This is a genomic window from Herbidospora daliensis, assembly GCF_001570585.1.
In the GTDB taxonomy this organism is placed as follows: Bacteria; Actinomycetota; Actinomycetes; order Streptosporangiales; family Streptosporangiaceae; genus Herbidospora; species Herbidospora daliensis.
The window spans coordinates 777,935-795,203 of record NZ_BBXF01000005.1 but is presented as its reverse complement, the minus strand read 5'-3'; the positions used below and the strand labels follow the sequence as shown (position 1 = coordinate 795,203).

19 protein-coding genes and 2 riboswitches are annotated in these 17,269 nt (G+C 73.0%); of the genes, 11 read left to right on the top strand and 8 right to left on the bottom strand.

Annotated elements, in window-relative coordinates:
- Positions 1-87: 87 nt before the first annotated feature.
- Positions 88-636, top strand: a complete 549-nt coding sequence (locus tag AW274_RS26940) for a TetR/AcrR family transcriptional regulator (RefSeq protein ID WP_062437352.1) — start codon at positions 88-90, stop codon at positions 634-636.
- Here AW274_RS26940 and AW274_RS26935 read toward each other — a convergent pair.
- The 5 genes from AW274_RS26935 to AW274_RS26915 form a co-directional block, all read right to left on the bottom strand.
- On the bottom strand, positions 617-1,807 hold the full coding sequence (locus AW274_RS26935) for an aminotransferase class V-fold PLP-dependent enzyme (protein WP_232320390.1): 1,191 nt from the start codon (positions 1,805-1,807) through the stop codon (positions 617-619). The two genes, AW274_RS26940 and AW274_RS26935, sit on opposite strands and share 20 nt — an antisense overlap.
- Before the next feature lie 16 nt (positions 1,808-1,823).
- A riboswitch (SAM riboswitch) is annotated at positions 1,824-1,939 on the bottom strand.
- Between the two features lie 31 nt (positions 1,940-1,970).
- A complete protein-coding gene (locus AW274_RS26930; RefSeq protein ID WP_062437347.1) occupies positions 1,971-2,711 on the bottom strand; it encodes a GntR family transcriptional regulator in 741 nt (246 codons plus the stop codon).
- Complete coding sequence (gene trpA / locus AW274_RS26925; RefSeq protein ID WP_062437345.1) at positions 2,708-3,487, bottom strand: tryptophan synthase subunit alpha; 780 nt, start codon at positions 3,485-3,487, stop codon at positions 2,708-2,710. The genes AW274_RS26930 and trpA overlap by 4 nt, the downstream gene beginning before the upstream one ends.
- A complete protein-coding gene (gene trpB / locus AW274_RS26920; RefSeq protein ID WP_062437343.1) occupies positions 3,484-4,653 on the bottom strand; it encodes a tryptophan synthase subunit beta in 1,170 nt (389 codons plus the stop codon). Before trpB ends, trpA begins: the two co-directional genes overlap by 4 nt.
- Before the next feature lie 60 nt (positions 4,654-4,713).
- The gene (locus AW274_RS26915) at positions 4,714-5,463 is read right to left on the bottom strand and encodes a nitroreductase family deazaflavin-dependent oxidoreductase (protein ID WP_062437340.1); all 750 of its coding nucleotides are present in this window, start codon (positions 5,461-5,463) and stop codon (positions 4,714-4,716) included.
- A gap of 355 nt (positions 5,464-5,818) precedes the next feature.
- Between AW274_RS26915 and AW274_RS26910 the strand changes: the two genes are divergently transcribed.
- A complete protein-coding gene (locus tag AW274_RS26910; RefSeq protein WP_157520774.1) occupies positions 5,819-6,595 on the top strand; it encodes an isoprenyl transferase in 777 nt (258 codons plus the stop codon).
- A gap of 4 nt (positions 6,596-6,599) precedes the next feature.
- Here AW274_RS26910 and AW274_RS26905 read toward each other — a convergent pair whose 3' ends face one another.
- Together AW274_RS26905 and AW274_RS26900 are read right to left on the bottom strand one after the other, a co-directional pair.
- On the bottom strand, positions 6,600-7,088 hold the full coding sequence (locus AW274_RS26905; RefSeq protein WP_062437335.1) for a hypothetical protein: 489 nt from the start codon (positions 7,086-7,088) through the stop codon (positions 6,600-6,602).
- 94 nt (positions 7,089-7,182) lie between these two features.
- The gene (locus AW274_RS26900) at positions 7,183-8,037 is read right to left on the bottom strand and encodes an alpha/beta fold hydrolase (protein ID WP_062437333.1); all 855 of its coding nucleotides are present in this window, start codon (positions 8,035-8,037) and stop codon (positions 7,183-7,185) included.
- A gap of 54 nt (positions 8,038-8,091) precedes the next feature.
- Between AW274_RS26900 and AW274_RS26895 the strand changes: the two genes are divergently transcribed.
- From AW274_RS26895 to ligA, 3 genes are all read left to right on the top strand, one after another.
- Positions 8,092-9,975 (top strand): AfsR/SARP family transcriptional regulator, encoded by a 1,884-nt coding sequence (locus tag AW274_RS26895; protein WP_062437331.1) that lies wholly within the window; start codon positions 8,092-8,094, stop codon positions 9,973-9,975.
- A gap of 36 nt (positions 9,976-10,011) precedes the next feature.
- Positions 10,012-10,122, top strand: a riboswitch (TPP riboswitch).
- Entirely contained in the window at positions 10,118-10,780 is a 663-nt protein-coding gene (tenA, locus tag AW274_RS26890) for a thiaminase II (protein WP_062437330.1), read from the top strand. (Overlaps the previous riboswitch by 5 nt.)
- Before the next feature lie 40 nt (positions 10,781-10,820).
- Positions 10,821-12,899, top strand: coding sequence for an NAD-dependent DNA ligase LigA (ligA, locus tag AW274_RS26885; protein WP_062437328.1), 2,079 nt, complete (start codon positions 10,821-10,823; stop codon positions 12,897-12,899).
- A 78-nt stretch (positions 12,900-12,977) separates the two neighbouring features.
- On the opposite strand, the gene AW274_RS26880 is transcribed toward ligA, so the two are convergent.
- The gene (locus AW274_RS26880; RefSeq protein WP_062438020.1) at positions 12,978-13,220 is read right to left on the bottom strand and encodes a hypothetical protein; all 243 of its coding nucleotides are present in this window, start codon (positions 13,218-13,220) and stop codon (positions 12,978-12,980) included.
- 66 nt (positions 13,221-13,286) lie between these two features.
- Between AW274_RS26880 and AW274_RS26875 the strand changes: the two genes are divergently transcribed.
- The 6 genes from AW274_RS26875 to AW274_RS26850 all read left to right on the top strand — a co-directional run bounded on the left by AW274_RS26875 (position 13,287) and on the right by AW274_RS26850 (position 17,249).
- A complete protein-coding gene (locus AW274_RS26875) occupies positions 13,287-13,970 on the top strand; it encodes a hypothetical protein (protein ID WP_062437326.1) in 684 nt (227 codons plus the stop codon).
- Positions 13,967-14,449 (top strand): metallophosphoesterase family protein, encoded by a 483-nt coding sequence (locus AW274_RS26870; protein WP_062437323.1) that lies wholly within the window; start codon positions 13,967-13,969, stop codon positions 14,447-14,449. Before AW274_RS26875 ends, AW274_RS26870 begins: the two co-directional genes overlap by 4 nt.
- A 27-nt stretch (positions 14,450-14,476) precedes the next feature.
- Complete coding sequence (gene lexA / locus AW274_RS26865; protein WP_198169426.1) at positions 14,477-15,142, top strand: transcriptional repressor LexA; 666 nt, start codon at positions 14,477-14,479, stop codon at positions 15,140-15,142.
- Between the two features lie 91 nt (positions 15,143-15,233).
- Positions 15,234-15,659 carry a VOC family protein gene (locus tag AW274_RS26860; RefSeq protein ID WP_198169462.1) on the top strand — a complete coding sequence of 142 codons (426 nt, stop codon included), beginning with the start codon at positions 15,234-15,236 and terminating at the stop codon, positions 15,657-15,659.
- A 28-nt stretch (positions 15,660-15,687) separates the two neighbouring features.
- Positions 15,688-16,107, top strand: coding sequence for a YciI family protein (locus AW274_RS26855; protein ID WP_062437320.1), 420 nt, complete (start codon positions 15,688-15,690; stop codon positions 16,105-16,107).
- The gene (locus AW274_RS26850; RefSeq protein ID WP_062437317.1) at positions 16,104-17,249 is read left to right on the top strand and encodes an RNA polymerase sigma factor; all 1,146 of its coding nucleotides are present in this window, start codon (positions 16,104-16,106) and stop codon (positions 17,247-17,249) included. The genes AW274_RS26855 and AW274_RS26850 overlap by 4 nt, the downstream gene beginning before the upstream one ends.
- The last annotated feature ends 20 nt before the right edge of the window (positions 17,250-17,269 follow it).

Below are 17,269 nucleotides of genomic sequence, written 5' to 3'. Positions count from 1 at the left end.
CGGAGATCTAAACGGCGGGGCCCGCCGTTTCTTTTCCGATACGATACGGAGACCCCCGCCGTTTAGCAATCCCCGAGGTGAAGCCCCATGCGCGCCGACGCCCAGCGCAACTACGCGCGCCTGCTCGCCGTCGCCGAGGAGGAGATCGCGCTCAACGGCGCCGACGCGTCACTGGAACAGATCGCCCGCCTCGCCGGGGTCGGCTCGGGCACGGTCCGCCGCCACTTCCCCAACCGGCACGCCCTGCTCGCCGCCGTCTTCCGCGACCGCGTCGAAACGCTGTGCGCGCACGCCCGCGACCGCGTCGGCCGCCCCGACACCCGCGCGGCGCTGCTCGAATGGCTCGGCGAGGTGACCACCTCGGCCGCGACGATCAGGGGCCTGGCCATGGCCCTCAACCGCGACCGGTCGGCCGACACCGAACACGAACACTGCGCGACGACCCAGCTGACGGAGGCGGGCGAACCCCTGGTCCGTCAGGCGGCCGGCGTCCTGGCCCCGGGCGTCACCGTCGCCGACCTGCTGGCCCTGATCACGGGCATCGCCCTGGCGACGGAGGACCACCCCGACCCGGCGGGCGAGGCCGGCCGCCTGTTCGCCCTGACCGTCGCAGGCCTCAGCCCCGAACCTCGGTGAGCCTGCGCAGGGCCGTCAGCAGGCGGTCGACGTGTTCCTCGGTGCTGCCGAGCCCGATCGAGGCGCGGACCGCACTGCCGGAGTTCGCCCCCAGCAGGTGCCGCACGAACGGGTGCGCGCAGAACTTGCCGTCGCGCACCCCGATCCCGTGGTCGGCCGACAACCGCTCGGCCACCTCACGCGCCGTGTAACCGTCCACGACGAAGGACACGATGCCCACCCGCGGATGGTCGGCGGGCCAGAGCGCCAGCTCGTGCACGCCCTCGATCGCGGCGAGCCCCGTGCGCAACCGGGTGAGCAGGCGGTCCTCCTCCTCGATCAGGCCGGTCCAGCCGCTCCGGCTCAGGTGGTCGCAGGCCGCGGCCAGCGCGATGGCGCCCAGCACGTTGGGGGTGCCGGCCTCGTGCCGGGCCTCCACGTCGGACTGCCATTCGGTCTGCTCGCCGACGGCCACGGTCGCGCCGCCGCCCTTCAGGTAGGGCTCGGCCCGCTCCAGCCAGTCACGCCGGCCGATCAGCACGCCCGCGCCGAAGGGGGCGTACAGCTTGTGGCCCGAGAAGGCGACGTAGTCGAGGTCGAGGGCGGCGACGTTCAGCGGCCGGTGGGGCGCCAGCTGGGCGGCGTCGACCGCGATGCGCGCGCCGTGCCGGTGGGCGATGTGGGCCAGGCCGGCGATCGGCCACAGTTCGCCGGTCACGTTGGAGGCGGCCGTGACGACCAGCAGCGCCGGGCCCTCGATCGCGGCGAGCGCCTCGTCGGCGGCGCGGACCGCCTCGCCGGGCAGCGCGGGCGGCGCGAGGCGCACCGGCGCGGGCCAGGGGAGCAGGGTCGCGTGGTGCTCGGTGTCGAAGACGACCACCGTCGTGCCCTCGGGCAGGCTGCGGGCCAGCAGGTTCATCGCGTCGGTGGTGTTGCGGGTGAACACGAGCGCGTCGTCGGTCCGGGCGCGGGCGAACGCCTTGACGGTGTGCCGGGCCTGCTCGTAGCGGGTGGTGGTGAGCTGCGAGGCGTAGCCGGCGCCCCGGTGCACGCTGGAGTAGGCGGGCAGCGCCTCGGCGACGGCGCGGCTGACCGCCTCGAGACAGGGGGCGCTGGCGGCGTAGTCGAGATTGGCGTAGGGGACGAGGGCGCCGTCGCGGACGGGCACGTCAAGGGACAACACGGGGGACACAACGCCTCCAGGAGAAGCCACGCGCTTGCCCGCCGCACCCCGCGACGGACCAGGTCTTCACCCGGGGCACCCCGCCGCGGACGCGAGGGTTGCCGGCCAGCAAGCCGGGGCTGTGCGCTGGCACTCATGACCTTCGCGAGGACTATAACACCCCGTAACAGATCTACTTTGTAAAGGCGTCGGTCCAGTGCAGCGACAGGTCGGTCGCCTTGCGCTCGGCCCGGATCTCCATCCACTCGCCGAGGATCGTGGCGTGGTCGACGACGATCGGCGTGCCCCGGTCGTCGTAGGTGACACGCTCGCTGACGAACACCGGGCCGCCCGGGGGACGGTTCAGCCGGGCCGCCACGGGGGCGGTGAGCAGGGCGGGCCTGATGCGCTCGGCGGCCCGGTGGATGCGCGCGCCGGCCTCGGTGAGGGCGGTGTAGAGCGGGACCTCGGTGAAGTCGGCGCCCCTGACGGCCGAGGCGTGCGGCTCGGCGACCCAGGAGACCTGGTGGACGACGGGCCGGTCGCGCAGGTGGCGTACCCGCGTGAGCCGCAGGGCCCGCACGTCGCCGAGCAACGGCGTGAGGGAGCGCGGGGCGGGGCGCAGCGCGGCCGAGACCACTTCGGTGCGCAGGGGGTGGCCCTGCCTGCGCAGGTCGTCGCCGAGGCTGCGCAGGGTGTCGAGCGGATATTCGGCGCCGGGCCGCGCCACGTAGGTGCCGCGGCCCGCCCGCTGGTCGATCAGGCCCTCGGCGCTGAGGACCTGCAACGCCTGCCGCAGCGTCATCATCGTCACGCCGTAGGAGGCGCTGAGCTCACGCTGCGCGGGCAGTGCCTCGCCCGCGCGGTAGCGGCCCGACCTGATCTTGTCGCTCAGGTCGTCGGCGATGGCGCGGTAGCGGGGCGTACTGCTCATCGGGCTCCCTGGTCGAGTGCGCGGCGGATGCTCGCTGCATACTCTCCCAGTTCGCGCGGCCGGGCGCCGTCGAGGAGGCGGCGCATCAGCGCCGAGGCGACCACGACGCCGTCGGCGTGCCGGGCGAGGTCGGCGGCCGGGCGCGGGCTGGAGACCCCGAAGCCGAACAGGACCGGCCGGTCGGTGAGCTCCTTGAGGTCGCGGCCGAGCCGGGCGGCCTGCTCCGGCACCTCGTCGCGTTCGCCGGTGGTGCCCATGCGGGTCAGCGCGTAGACGAAGCCGCGGCTGCGCTCGGCGATGTCGCGCAGCCGGGGGCGCGGGGTCGACGGCGCGGCCAGCAGCACCAGGTCGAGGCCCTCCTTCGCGGCGGCGCCGGCCAGCTCGCCGCACTCCTCCAGCGGCACGTCGGGCACGATGAGCCCGCGCAGCCCGCTCGCGGCCAGCGCCGCGCAGAACTCCGCGCCGCTCCGCTGGAAGACCAGGTTCCCGTACGTCATCGCGACCAGCGGCACCCCCACGTCGAGCGCCGTGACCTCGTCCAGGATGGCGGTGACCGTGGTCCCGCGGGCGATCGCGCGATCGGAGGCCTCCTGGATGGTGACCCCGTCGAGCATCGGGTCGGAGAACGGGAAGCCGATCTCGACGGCGTCGGCCCCGGCGTCGGCGTAGGCGCGCACGACGTCGGTCCACCCGGGGGCGGCCCCGGCGGTGACGTAGGGCACCAGGAGGCGCCCGGTGGCGCGGCGGGCGAGCAGGGACTCTTCGAGCGTGGTCACAGCAGCTCCTTGATGGACGCGATGTCCTTGTCTCCCCGGCCGGAAAGCGTCAGCATCACGGTCGACCCCGGCGCGATCCCGCCGGACTCCGCGGCCCTGATCACCCAGGCCAGGGCGTGGGACGACTCCAGCGCGGCCACGATGCCCTCGGTGCGGGCCAGCCGCACGAGCGCCCGGACCACCTCGTCGTCGGTGACGGTCGCGTAGCGGGCCCGGCCGCCGTCGCGCAGGTGGGCGTGCTCGGGCCCGATGCCCGGGTAGTCGAGCCCGGCCGCGACCGAGTGGGCCTCCCTGACCTGGCCGTGCTCGTCCTGGAGCACGAGCGAGCGGAAGCCGTGCAGGACCCCGGCCCGGCCGGAGGTGGCCGCCGCGCCGCCCTCGGCCTCGACCCCGACGAGCCGGGCGGTGGTGCCGATGAACCCGGCGAACGTGCCGGCGGCGTTCGAGCCGCCGCCGACGCACGCGACCACGTAGTCGGGCACCGCGGCGGGCAGCTCGGCGGCGCACTGGGCGCGGGCCTCCTCGCCGATGACGCGCTGGAACTCGCGCACCATCCACGGGTAGGGGTGCGGGCCCAGCACCGAGCCGAGGCAGTAGTAGGAGTCGTCGGTGGACGCCACCCAGTGGCGCATCGCCTCGTTGCAGGCGTCCTTGAGAGTCCGGCTGCCGCTGGTGACGGGCACCACCTCCGCGCCGAGGACGTGCATGCGCAGCACGTTGAGCTCCTGGCGTTCGATGTCGCGCTCGCCCATGAACACCGTCGCGCGGAGCCCGAGGAGCGCGGCGGCGGTGGCGGTGGCGACGCCGTGCTGCCCCGCGCCGGTCTCGGCCAGCAGCCGCCGCTTGCCCATGCGCTGGGCGAGCAGCGCCTGGCCGACCACGTTGTTGATCTTGTGGGAGCCGGTGTGGGTGAGGTCCTCCCGCTTGAGCAGCAGCGTGATCCCGAGCTCCTCGGAGAGCCGCCGCGCGGGGGTCAGCGGGGTGGGGCGGCCGGCGTACACGGTGAGCAGCGTGGTCAGCCGGTCGCGGAACCCGGGATCGGCCCAGGCGTCCCGGAACGCGGCCTCGATCTCCTGGCAGGCCGGGATCAGCGACTCCGGCACGTATCGCCCGCCGTAGTCGCCGAACCGGCCGGTGGTCCCCGGGTCGTTCATCAGGGTGGTCATGGACGTCGTCCTCCGAACTGTTCTAGAACAGCATCTGTTCTAGAACAGTACCCCAACGGGTCACGGACGCGGCGGAGGCCACGGGATCTCGGCCAGCAGGGGCAAGAGCGCGGCCTCCTCGTGGTCGAGATGCGCGTTGAGTTCGGCCGCCATCCGGTCGAGCTCGGCCCGGAACCGCCGCGGATCGGCGGCCCCGATGTCGGCGAGCAGAGAGGCGAGCTCACCCTGAATGCGCGCCACGGCCCGGTGCTCGTCGGCGAGCCGCTCGAAGGTGGCTTTCAGGTGCGGGTGGTGCGGAGCCATGCCGGGGAACAGGTGCCCGTCCTCGCTGGTGTGATGGAACTCCAGCGCCTGACAGAACGCCAGACAACGCTGCCGGATCTGCAGACCCAGGCTCGGCGGTTCGCCCGGCTGCGCGGCGAAGTGCGCGTCGACCTCTGCTCGGACGTGCCGCAACTGCTCGCGGAGCCAGGTGTGGATCTCGACGAGCTTGTCCGCGAGATTGGCGACCTCACGCGGCTCCCCGAGATCGACCCGATCGAGGATCACGACGTAGCCGGAGTGCGCGACCTGCTTGAGCAGCTCGTCGCGACGGGCTCCTTCGGCGGGGACCGCCAGGGCTTCGAAGGTCTCGCCGGCGAGTTCGACTTGTACCGACGGATGGGCGAGCAGGTCGTCGTACCAGGCCGGGTCGGAGCCGACGACCAGTAGCAGGTCGTCGTGGTGGACGTAGGGCAGGGGAGTGGTGGTCTGCTCGCCGGATGTCGCGCCGGTGGTGGTGAGCAGTAGAAAGTCTGATGACGTGGGCATGCGGATGTGTCTCCGGAAATCAGGGGAAAGCGTGGCGGATCAGAGGGAGGGGGAGTGTGCACTCATTGGAGAGACCCCTCGCGGTCGGGATGCTCGCCCGATCACCGGCCGGCCCACTGCTCTTTGGCCGGAGTCACGCGACATCGAGGGTCATTAGACCGCCCGGAAGTCGTCCCGTCAACGCCGTTAGGAATCTACTTTGTAAAGGCGTCGGGCGGTGGCGAATGTCGTCCACGAACAGATCACGACCTTCAGCCAGGGACGCCGTGCCCGTGTTCGTGAAGGTCGGGTGAGGGTTCGGTGCAGGCGGTTGTCCGGGCGCTGAGGGCCGGTCGACGATGGCGTCATGGTGTGGATGCGACAGCGGGTGCGGGGTGTCCTCGACCGGATCTACGTGCGGCGCCTGGCGGGCCGGCTTCCCCGGGAGCTGATGCCGCGGCATATCGGGATCATGGTCGACGGGAATCGGCGGTGGGCGCGGTCGGCGGGGTTCCGGGATCCGGCCGACGGTCACCGGGCCGGTGGGGCCAAGATTCCGACGTTCCTGAGCTGGTGTGACGCCTACGGGATCGAACAGGTGACGATCTATCTGCTGTCCGACGACAACCTGGGCCGGGGCGAGGCGGAGCTGGCGGCTCTGCTGGAGATCATCGAGGGGGTCGTGGACGAACTGGCGGCGCCGGGCCGGCGGTGGGAGGTGACGCCGATCGGGAGCCTCGATCTGCTGCCTGACGCGACGGCGCGGGCGATCAAGGGGGCGGCCGCGCGGACGGCAGGCCGGCGGGGCGGGGTGAAGGTGAACGTGGCCGTGGGTTACGGGGGCCAGCGGGAGATCGCGGACGCGGTGCGGTCGGCGATCGGTGAGCGGCTGGCGGCGGGTGTGGCGTTGGAGGACATTCTCGACGGGTTCGACGCGGAGGCGATCGGGCGGCATGTGTACACGGCGGCGCAGGCGCCGCTCGACATGATCGTGCGGACCAGCGGCGAGCAGCGCCTGTCGGGTTTCATGTTGTGGCAGTCGGCCTACGCGGAGATGCACTTCTGCGAGTGTTACTGGCCGGATTTCCGGGAGATCGATTTTCTCCGGGCGCTTCGTTCGTATGCGGGCCGGGGCCGGCGTTTCGGCCGGTGAGCGGCTATTCGTGGCTGCTGGTGAACTGGTCGATGGTGGCGGTGGTCTGGGTGACGCCGTTGAGGACGCAGTTGGCGCCGAGGTCGAGGAGGCTGGTGGTGGTGCGTCCGCTGAGGTGGGCGGCGCCGCTGTCGACGGTGTAGCTGGTGAGGTCGCCTTTGTGGGTGGCCTGGTTGACGGTGGTCGTGGTGCCGTCGTTCCAGCTGATGGTGAGGCGGGTGTAGCCGGGGCCGATGGGGCCGGGGCACTGGCTGGTGAGGTTGCCCTCGATGCGGATGGTGCCGCCGGTGATGCCGGGGTGGGTCTGGGAGGCGCAGACGCCGAGGTCGCCGTTGGCGGTCATCCAGGTGGTGTTCCTCCGGTAGGTGACGCCGGGGGTGTAGTGGTGGCTGATGCTGCCGCCGTGGCAGGTGATCTCGCCGGTGTCGGCGGCGGCGGGTGGGAGGGGGGTGAGGGTGAGGGCCAGGGCGGCGATGGAGAGCAGGTGGCGCATGGGATGTCCCTTCTGTGGAAGGGCTCCATGATGTTCATGGCGGGGTGCTGCGGGGGCTTGACGACGTGCCAGGGTTTGCCGGAATTTGGCCTGGTCAGCGGGCCAGGAGCCGGCGGATGTGGCGGGTGGTCTCGGCGGGGGCCTCTTCGGCCATGTAGTGGCCGGCGGTGGTGGTGTTGTGGTGGAGGTCGGGGGCCCAGGCGCGCCAGAGGGCGGCGGCGTCGTAGCCGAGGGCGGCGCCCCAGTCCTGCTGGACGACGGTGACGGGCATGGTGAGGCGGGTGCCGTTGGCGCGGTCTTCGGCGTCGTGGTCGAGGTCGACGCCGGCGGAGGCGCGGTAGTCGGCGACGATCGAGGCGATGGCGTTGCGCGACGCGGTGAGGTAGGTGTCGCGGACATCGCTGAGCGCGGCGGGGTCGCGGGTCCAGGCGTCGAGGAAGTGGCCGAAGAAGGCGTCGGGGTCGGCGGCGATGAGGGCTTCCGGCAGGCCGGGGGGCTGGGCCATGAGGTAGAGGTGCCAGGCGACGGCGGCGGGGGCGCCGTGGAGGACGTCCCACATGTCGAGGGTGGGCAGGACGTCGAGACAGGCCAGGTGGGTGATGGTCTCGGGGTGGTCGAGGGCGGCCCGGAAGGCGACCAGGGCGCCGCGGTCGTGGCCGGCGAGGGCGAAGCGCTGGTGGCCGAGGGCGTGCGCGAGGGTGATGACGTCGGCGGCCATGCGGCGTTTGGAGTATCCGGTGGCGGGTTTGTCGCTGTCGCCGTAGCCGCGCAGGTCGGGGCAGATGACGGTGTGGGTGGTGGCGAGGTCGGCGGCGACGTGACGCCACATGAGGTGGGTCTGCGGGAAGCCGTGGAGGAGGACGACGGCGGGTCCGCTGCCGGCGACGGCGGCGTGGAGGGCGACGTCGTCGGTGACGGGGATGCGGTGGTGGGTGAATTCGGCGTTCATGGGGTCGAGGTTGCCGGGTGCGGATGAGCAGTGGATGAGCGTTAGCGTGGCGGTGTGTCCGTTGTGGTGGGGGTCCTCGGGCCGGTGGAGGCGTGGGACGCGTCGGGGTCGGTGATCGCGTTGCCGGGGCCGCGGCATCGTGAGGTGCTGGCGCGGCTGGTGGCGGCGGGCGGCCGGGTGGTGCCGGTCGAGGTGCTGGCGGCCGATCTGTGGGAGGCGCCGCCGCCGGGTGCGGTGGGCGCGATCCGGACGTTCGTGGCGGCGTTGCGCCGGGCGGTGGAGCCGGGCCGGGCGCCGAGGTCGCCGGCGGGGGTGATCGTGACGTCGGGGCCGGGGTACGCGTTGCGGGCCGAGGCCGACGTGTGGCGTTTCGAGGAGGCGGCGCGGGTGGCGGGGCCGCCGGCCGTGGTTTCGGCGCGGTTGGACGAGGCGTTGGCGTCGTGGCGGGGTCCGGCCTATGCGGGCCTGGCGTGGGCCGAGGGGGAGCGGGCCCGGCTGGCGGAGGTGCGGCTGCGGGTGGTGGAGCGGCGGGCGCAGGCGTTGCTGGATCTGGGCCGGGCGGGTGAGGTGGTGCCCGATCTGGAGGCGCTGGCGCGGGCGCATCCGTGGCGGGAGGAGGTGTGGCGGCTGCTGGCGCTGGCGCTCTACCGGGTGGGGCGGCAGGCCGACGCGCTGGCGGTGTTGCGGGCGGCGCGGGCGGAGCTGGCGGGGCTGGGGCTCGATCCGGGCCCGGGGTTGCGGGAACTGGAGGGGGCGATCCTGCGGCAGGACGCGGGGTTGGCGTTCGGCGACGCGGCGGCGCGGGTGTGGGCAGGCGCGGCGGCGGCGCATGATCGGGTGACGTTGGCGGCGGGGCCGCGGCTGGAGGCGGCGGTGGGCCTGATGCGCGGGCTGGCGGTGACCGGCGGCGAGGGGCTGGTGGCGGCGCGGGAGCATCGGGCGGCGGCGGTGGAGGCGGCCGAGGAACTGGGTGACGCCGATCTGGTGGCGCGGGTGATCGGCGGTTACGACGTGCCGGCGGTGTGGCCGAGGGCCGATGATCCGGTGCAGGCGGCTCGGGTGGTCGGGGCGGCGGAGCGCACGCTGGCGCGGCTGGGCGCGGGGGCGGCGCCGGGGATGCGGGCGCGGTTGCTGGCGACGGTCGCGGTGGAGTCGCGGGGCGGCGGGTCGGTGCGGGCGGGTGCGGCGGCGGCCGAGGCGGTGGAGCTCGCGCGGGGGCTGGCCGATCCGGTGGTGCTGGTGTTCGCGTTGAACGGGGCGTACATGCAGGCGTTCGGGCGGGCGGGGCTGTCGGGGCGGCGGGCGCGGATCGGCGCGGAGATCGTGGCGGTGTCGGTCCGGCACGGGCTGGCGAGTTACGAGATCCTGGGCCGGTTGATCGGCCTGCAGTCGGCGTGCGCGGTGGGCGACTGGGATCGGGCCGACGGGCTCGCCGTGCATCTGGATGAGCTGGCGGTGCGGCATGATCGGCCGCTGACGTCGGTGTTCACGGCGTGGTACCGGGCGTTGCGGCGGGCGGAGGATCCGGCGGTCCCGTTCGCCGCGAAGGAGGCGGCTTATCGGGAGGCGGCCGGGCTGCTGGAGGAGGGCGCCGGGATGCCGGGGCTGAGCGAGGGCTTGTCGGCGCTGGCGTCGTTGTGCCTGCGGGTGCGGCATGGCCGGGCGGCGGAGCCGGTCGATCCGGGGGTGTACGGCCGGTTCGCGCCGTGGGCGGATGCGGTCCTGCGGCCGGACGCCGATCTGGGGGCGGTGCCCGATCCGCCGTGTGATCCGCTGGCGGAGGCGTTGTGGGCGCTGCTGGCGGCTGCCGCGCGGGCGCGGGGTGACGCGGAGGCGCTGGAGCGGGCGCGGGTGGCGCTGCGTCCGGCGGTGGGGGAGCTGACGGGGGCGTCGAGTGGTCTGGTGAGCATGGGATGGGTGAGGGATGTCATCGTCTGACCCTCTTTGCGGCGGGCGGCGCGTCGGTTAGGTTGATCTTGACATCGCGGGAGCCCGGCGTACCGGGCTGAGAGTGCGGCTGACCGGCCGCAGACCGCTTGAACCTGACCGGGTCATGCCGGCGTAGGGAGAAGGTCTCATCATGACGTACAGCACTGCTCTGTGGGCTGCCGCGACCCCCGTCTACGAGGCGATCCTTCGCCATCCGTTCATCACGGGGCTCGTCGACGGGACGCTGCCGAAGGAGGCGTTCCGGCATTTCGTCGTCCAGGACTCGCACTACCTGCGCGACTACGCGCGGGCGCTGGCGGTGTGCGCGGCCAAGGGGCCCGACGAGGAGGTGACGCGGGCGTTCGCGGGTGACGCGGTCGGGGCGATCGCGGCCGAGCGGGAGATGCACGCGGCGTTCATGGCCGACCTGGGCGGGTCGGCGGCGGAGGCGGCGGCCGAGCCGGTGGGGCCGGCGACGCGGGCGTACACGAGTTATGTGCTGGCGACGGTGTACGGCGGTTCGTTCCTCGACGGGCTGGCGGCGGTACTGCCGTGTTACTGGATCTACGCGCGGGTCGGGGCCGATCTGCTCGCGCGGTCGTCGCCCGATCCCCTGTACGAGCGGTGGATCGCGGCGTACGGGAACGAGGAGTTCCAGGAGACGGTGCGGCGGGTGGTCGCGCTGACCGACCGCATGGGCGCCGAGGCGACCGAGGGGCAGCGGGCACGGGCGGCGGAGCATTTCCTGACCACGTCCCGGTATGAGTGGATGTTCTGGGACGCGGCGTGGCGGCGGGAGTCCTGGCCCGTGTGAGGGGCCGGAATTTGTCGGTCGGGTTCGCGATGATGAGGGCATGAGTGAGACACCTCCCCTGACGGCGATCGCCGATGAGACCGCCTACGCCGAGGCCGTTCAGCTGGCCGTCGACGCGTCGGCCGCCTACTACGGCGACGGCACCTCCACGCTCGACGACGACGCCTACGACCGGCTGGTGCGGGGGATCGAGGCCTACGAGGCCGCCCATCCCGGGCAGGTGCTGCCCGAATCGCCGACCGGCAAGGTCGCGGGCGGCGCGGTGGTCGGCGACGTGCCCCACTCGGTGCCGATGCTCAGCCTTGACAACGTGTTCGGCCCCGACCAGCTGACGGCGTGGGCGGCGTCGCTGGAGCGGCGGCTCGACCGTCCGGTGACGGCGTGGAGCGTGGAGGCCAAGCTCGACGGGCTGGCGGTGTCGGCGCGTTACCGGCGGGGCCGGCTGGTGCAGCTGGTGACGCGCGGTGACGGCCTGGCGGGTGAGGACGTCTCGCATTCGATCGGCACGATCGTGGGGTTGCCCGAGCGGCTGGCCGAGCCGGTGACGGTGGAGCTGCGCGGCGAGGTGATGATGACGACGGCGCAGTTCGCCGACGCGTGCGCCAAGCGGCAGGCCCACGACGGCACCACGTTCGCCAACCCGCGCAGCGCGGCGGCGGGCACGCTGCGGACCAAGGACCGTCCTTACGTGTGCGAGCTGACGTTCTTCGGCTACGGCGCGCTGCCGCTGCCGCCGGGTGACGATTCGCCGCTGGCGGTCCGGCTGCGGGAGCTGCCGCACAGCCAGATCATGGAGTGGGTGGCGGGCCAGGGCGTGCAGACGACGGCCGTGACGCCGGTCGCGGGGGTGCTGGTCGCCGACCTGGCGGCGGTGCAGGCGCGGGTGGAGGAGATCGCCGCCGCGCGGGCCGGGCTGGAGTTCGGCATCGACGGCATCGTGATCAAGTGTGACCTGGCGGCCGACCAGGCGACGGCGGGCTTCAGCTCGCGGGCGCCCCGGTGGGCGGTGGCCTACAAGCTGCCCGCCACCGAGAAGATCACCAAGCTGGTGAGGGTGGAGTGGAACACCGGCCGGACCGGCATCATCGCCCCGCGCGCGGTGCTGGAGCCGGTCGAGCTCGACGGTTCGGTCGTCACCTACGCCACGCTCCACAACGCGGCCGACATCGCCCGGCGCGGCCTGATGCTGGGCGACTCGGTCGTCGTCTACAAGGCGGGCGACGTGATCCCGCGCGTCGAGGCCCCGGTCGTGCACCTGCGGACCGGCGACGAGACACCGATCGACATCCCGCAGGTGTGCCCGTCGTGCGGCGACGCGATCGACGCCAGCCAGGAACGGTGGCGGTGCGTGCGCGGCCGGGCCTGCCGCGCCATCGCCTCGATCGAATACGCGGTGGGCCGCGACCAGCTCGACATCGAGGGCCTGGCGGTCAACCGCATCAAGCAGATGCTCGACGCCGGCCTCATCGCCGACTTCGCCGACCTGTTCTTCCTCACCCGCGAGCAGCTGCTGGGCCTGGAGCGCATGGGCGAGACCAGCACCGACAACCTGCTCGCCGCCCTCGACCGCGCCAAGGGGCAGCCGCTGAACCGGGTGTTCTGCGCGCTCGGCGTGCGCGGCACCGGCCGCAGCATGTCCCGCCGCATCGCCGCGCACTTCGGTTCCATGGACGCCATCCGCGCCGCCGACGCCGCCGCGATCCAGGAGGTCGACGGCATGGGCCCGGAGAAGGCCCCGGTCGTGGTCGCCGAACTGATCGAACTCGACGCCCTGATCGACAAGCTGATCAAGGCGGGCGTGAACATGACCCAGCCCGGCGTGACCCCGAGCAGCGCCGACACGGCGGAAGCGGCGGGCGAGCCGCTCGACCTGCCCCTGGCGGGCATGTCGGTGGTGGTGACCGGCACGATGACCGGCCCGCTGGCGGCGCTGTCGCGCAACGAGATGAACGAACTGGTCGAGCGGGCCGGCGGCAAGTCGTCGTCGTCGGTGTCGGCCAAGACGTCGCTGGTGGTCGCGGGCGACAAGGCGGGCTCGAAGCGGGCCAAGGCCGAGAGCTTGGAGGTCCGCGTGACGAGCCCAGAGGAGTTCGCCGAGTTGGTCGCCGATTTCCTGTGACCTTTCCTGGCGATCGCGGGGAGAGTGATCGGAGACCGCCGCCGGTTACACCGTGTAGTCGGCGGCGGTCTCCCGCTTCTACTTTCCGCTGTGGTCGATCACGTTGCCGTTGGAGCAGTTGTTCACGTGGTTGCCTACCCAGTCTCCGAGCACCGGGACCACGGCGACCTCCTGCAGGCAGACGGCCGCGGCGGTGAAGTTCCAGTTGTTGGCCGCGTTCACGCCACCCCCGAAGTTGGAGTCGGGGTCGTCGGCGTGCGCGGCGCCCGCCGTCCAGGCCACGCCCAGTGCCAGCACGACCGTCATCAGCGTCTTCTTCATCAAGGTCACTCCCTCACCGTCGATTACGGAACGTGACCAGAGTGGACCACGTACTAGGTTGGACAGGTGAGCGACTGGCGGTTCCTGTACGAAAGCCTGCACGACTCGCCCGACCCCCTGTGGCCGTGGCTGGCCGCGCACCCCGACCCGGTCGCCGACATCCGGAAGCTGGGCAGCCATGAGAGCTCCCCCGACCAGGACGCCTTGTGGGACCTCTACGCCGTCGGCCGCGTCATCGACCGGCTCCTCGCCGACCACCTCGACGCCTATCCGGCCTTCTGTGCCACCCTCGGCGCGGAACGCATAACACACCCGGATTTCCACCCGTTCTTCCACGAGGTCGCCGAGGTCCGGCAGAGCTCGGATCCCGGCGAACCCCCCGAGATCGTCCAAGAACGCTGGCCCGGTTTCCTGCTCGGCTCGCTTCTGGTGTCCCGCGCGGGGGTCGTCGTCACCGCCGGGGAGCGGCATCTGGTCGCCGGGGTCGCCGACCGTTCGCCCCTCTACTGGACCTACCACCGCCGCGACCGTCCCGCCCGCGACCTGTCCCACGGCTGGGGGCACAACTCGCAGTGGCGGACCGACGCCCGCCGCGACTACCTGGTCGACGGCCGGTTCCACTACAACGTCGACGGCACCGAACCCCCGTCCAGCCAGGAGGAGATCGACCTCGTCCGCCACCGCTGCGGCACCCTGGTCGACCCGGGCGACCCGTTCCCCTACGACCAGTTCCACGTCGAGGGCCCATGAAGATCGTCGTTCTGTCGGACACGCACGCGCCGCGCTTCTGGAAGGCGTGCCCGCCGCGGGTCGCCGAGCAGCTGCGCGGCGCCGACGTCATCCTGCACGCCGGTGACGTGTGCGCCGGATGGGTGCTGGAGGAGCTGGCCGCGTTCGCGCCCGTCCACGCCGTCAAGGGCAACAACGACGGCCCCGACGTGCGCGCGCCCGAGACGCTGGAGCTGACGCTCGGCGGGCTGCGCGTGGCGATGATCCACGACAGCGGGCCGGCGAAGGGGCGGCCGGCCCGGATGCGGGCCCGGTTCCCCGACGCCGATCTGGTCGTGTACGGCCACTCCCACATCCCCCTCGACGACGCCTCCGGCGCGGTGCACATTTTCAACCCGGGCTCGCCCACCGACAAGCGCCGCCAGCCCCACGGCACCCTCGGCCTGCTGCGCGTGGAGCAGGGGAGGCTCGCCGAGGCGCGGATCGTGCCGGTGACCTGACCCCCGCCGGGCCGCCCGCCGCCTACGATGTCGCAGGTGACCGCCTACGACGACGACCTGTTCGAGCACCTCGACACCGCGGCGCTGCCGCCGCGCCAGCAGCGGATCCTGGCCACGATCCACGACTGGGTGGTCCGGCACGGCTATCCGCCGAGCACCCGGGAGATCGGCGACGCGGTCGGGCTGCGGTCGGCGTCGGCGGTGTCGCGGCACCTGCGCAGCCTGGAGGAACTGGGCTTCCTGCGCCGCGGCACGGCGATGAGCCGGCCGATGGACGTGCGGGCGTTCCTGCGCGGCCCGGCGGCGCGGCCGGCCGCCGACCTGGTCAGCGTGCCCGTCGTCGGCGACATCGCCGCCGGGGTGCCGATCCCGGCCGAACAGTACGTCGACGACGCGCTGACGCTGCCGCGCGACCTGACCGGCCGGGGCACCGTGTTCGGGCTGCGGGTGCGGGGCGACTCGATGGTGGAGGCGGCCATCTGCGACGGCGACATCGTCGTGGTGCGGCAGCAGCCCGAGGCGCATTCGGGGCAGATCGTCGCCGCGATGATCGACGGCGAGGCTACCGTGAAGGTCTTCCGGCGGCGCGGCGGCCACGTCGTGCTCGAACCGCGCAACCCCGCCTACGCCGACATCGACGGCGACGAGGCGGTCGTGCTGGGCGTCGTGGTGTCGGTGCTGCGCAGCTTCTGAAAATTCTTTCCGCCGGGATGTCGAGAACGCGGCGGCGGCTCCGTCCCCGGTTCACCAACGGAGAAGGAGAACCACCATGACCGTCCAGCGGATGGACAACGTCGCCATCGTCGTCGACGACCTGGAGGCCGCCGTCGCGTTCTTCGCCGAGCTCGGGCTGGCCGTCGAGGGGCGCGCCCGCATCGAAGGGGGCTTCGCCGACCGTACCGTCGGACTCGACGGGGTGAGCAGCGACATCGCGATGATGCGCACCCCCGACGGCCACGGCCGGCTGGAGCTGACGAAGTACCACGCCCCGGCGGCGGTCGGCCCCGACCCGGGCACGCTGCCGCCCAACACGCGGGGCATGCACCGCGTCATGTTCGCCGTGACCGGCATCGACGACGTCGTGGCCCGGCTGCGCAAGCACGGCGCCGAGCTCGTCGGCGACGTGGTCCGCTACGAGGACAGCTACCGGTTGTGCTACCTGCGCGGCCCCGAGGGGATCATCGTCGCCCTGGCCGAGCAGCTCGGCTGACCTGAAGGACCTGGAGGAGGAGCTGGAGATGGCCAAGTACCTGCTGCTGAAGCACTACCGGGGCGCGCCCGCGTCGGCGAACGACGTGCCGATGGACCAGTGGACGCCCGACGAGGTCGCCGCCCACATCCAGTACATGGTCGACTTCGCGGCCCGCCTGGAGGGCACCGGCGAGTTCGTCGACAGCCAGGGCCTCTCGCCCGAGGGGAACTTCGTCCGGTACGACGGCGAGGGGCGGCCGCCGGTCGTCGACGGGCCGTTCGCCGAGACCAAGGACCTGATCGCGGGCTGGATGGTGATCGACGTCGACTCGCTCGAACGCGCCCACGAGCTGGCCGCCGAACTGTCGGCCGCGCCCGGCGCGGGCGGCCGGCCCCTGCACGAGTGGCTGGAGGTGCGGCCGTTCCTGACCATGCACTCGACGGTGTTCGACCGGGTGGCCGATTGAACGAGTCGCTGCTGCGGGAGCTGGTGCCCGCGGTGATCGGGGTGCTGGTCCGCCGCGGGGCCGGGTTCGCGGCGGCCGAGGACGCCGTCCAGGACGCCCTGGTCGAGGCCGTGCGCGGGGAGCAGGAGGTGCGCGACCCCAAGGGGTGGCTGATCACCGTGGCGTGGCGCAAGTTCCTGGACGCCGCCCGCGCCGAGACCTCCCGCCGCGAGCGCGAGCTCCGCGCCGACAACGAGCCGGAGCCGGGCCCGGCCGAGTCGGCCGACGACACGCTGCGCCTGTACTTCCTGTGCGCCCACCCGTCGCTGACCCCGGCGTCGGCGGTGGCGCTGACGCTGCGGGCGGTCGGCGGGCTGACCACACGGCAGATCGCACAGGCCTACCTGGTGCCCGAGTCGACGATGGCGCAGCGCATCAGCCGCGCCAAACGCACCGTCGAGGGGGTGCGGTTCACTCGTCCGGGCGACGTCGCCACCGTGCTGCGCGTGCTCTACCTCGTCTTCAACGAGGGCTACTCCGGGGACGTCGACCTGGCGGCCGAGGCGATCCGGCTGACCCGCCAGCTGGCCGCGATGACCCGGCACGAGGAGGTCGCCGGGCTGCTGGCGCTGATGCTGCTGCACCACGCCCGGCGGCCGGCCCGCACCACCCCCGACGGGCGGCTGGTCCCGCTGGCCGAGCAGGACCGCTCGACGTGGGACACCCGCCTGATCGCCGAGGGCGTCGAGGTGCTGCAGGCGGCGCTGGCCCGCGACCGGCTCGGCGAGTTCCAGGCCCAGGCCGCCATCGCCGCCCTGCACGCCGACGCCCCGGCGGCCGAGGAGACCGACTGGGTGCAGATCGTCGAGTGGTACGACGAACTGGTGCGCCTGACCGGCAACCCGGTGGCCCGCCTCAACCGGGCCGTCGCGGTCGGCGAGGCCGACGGCCCCCACGCGGGATTGGCCGCGCTGGCCGAGCTCGACCCGGGCCTGCCGCGCCACACCGCCGCCTCGGCCTACCTGCACGAGCGCGCCGGCGACCGGCCTGCCGCCGCCCGCCTGTACGCCGACGCCGCCCGCAAGGCCGCCAGCCTCCCCGAACGCGACCACCTCACCCGCCAGGCCGCCCGTCTGAACGCCCTGCTGCGCGGTGATCGGTAAGGTGGGCCGGTCGTCCAGGA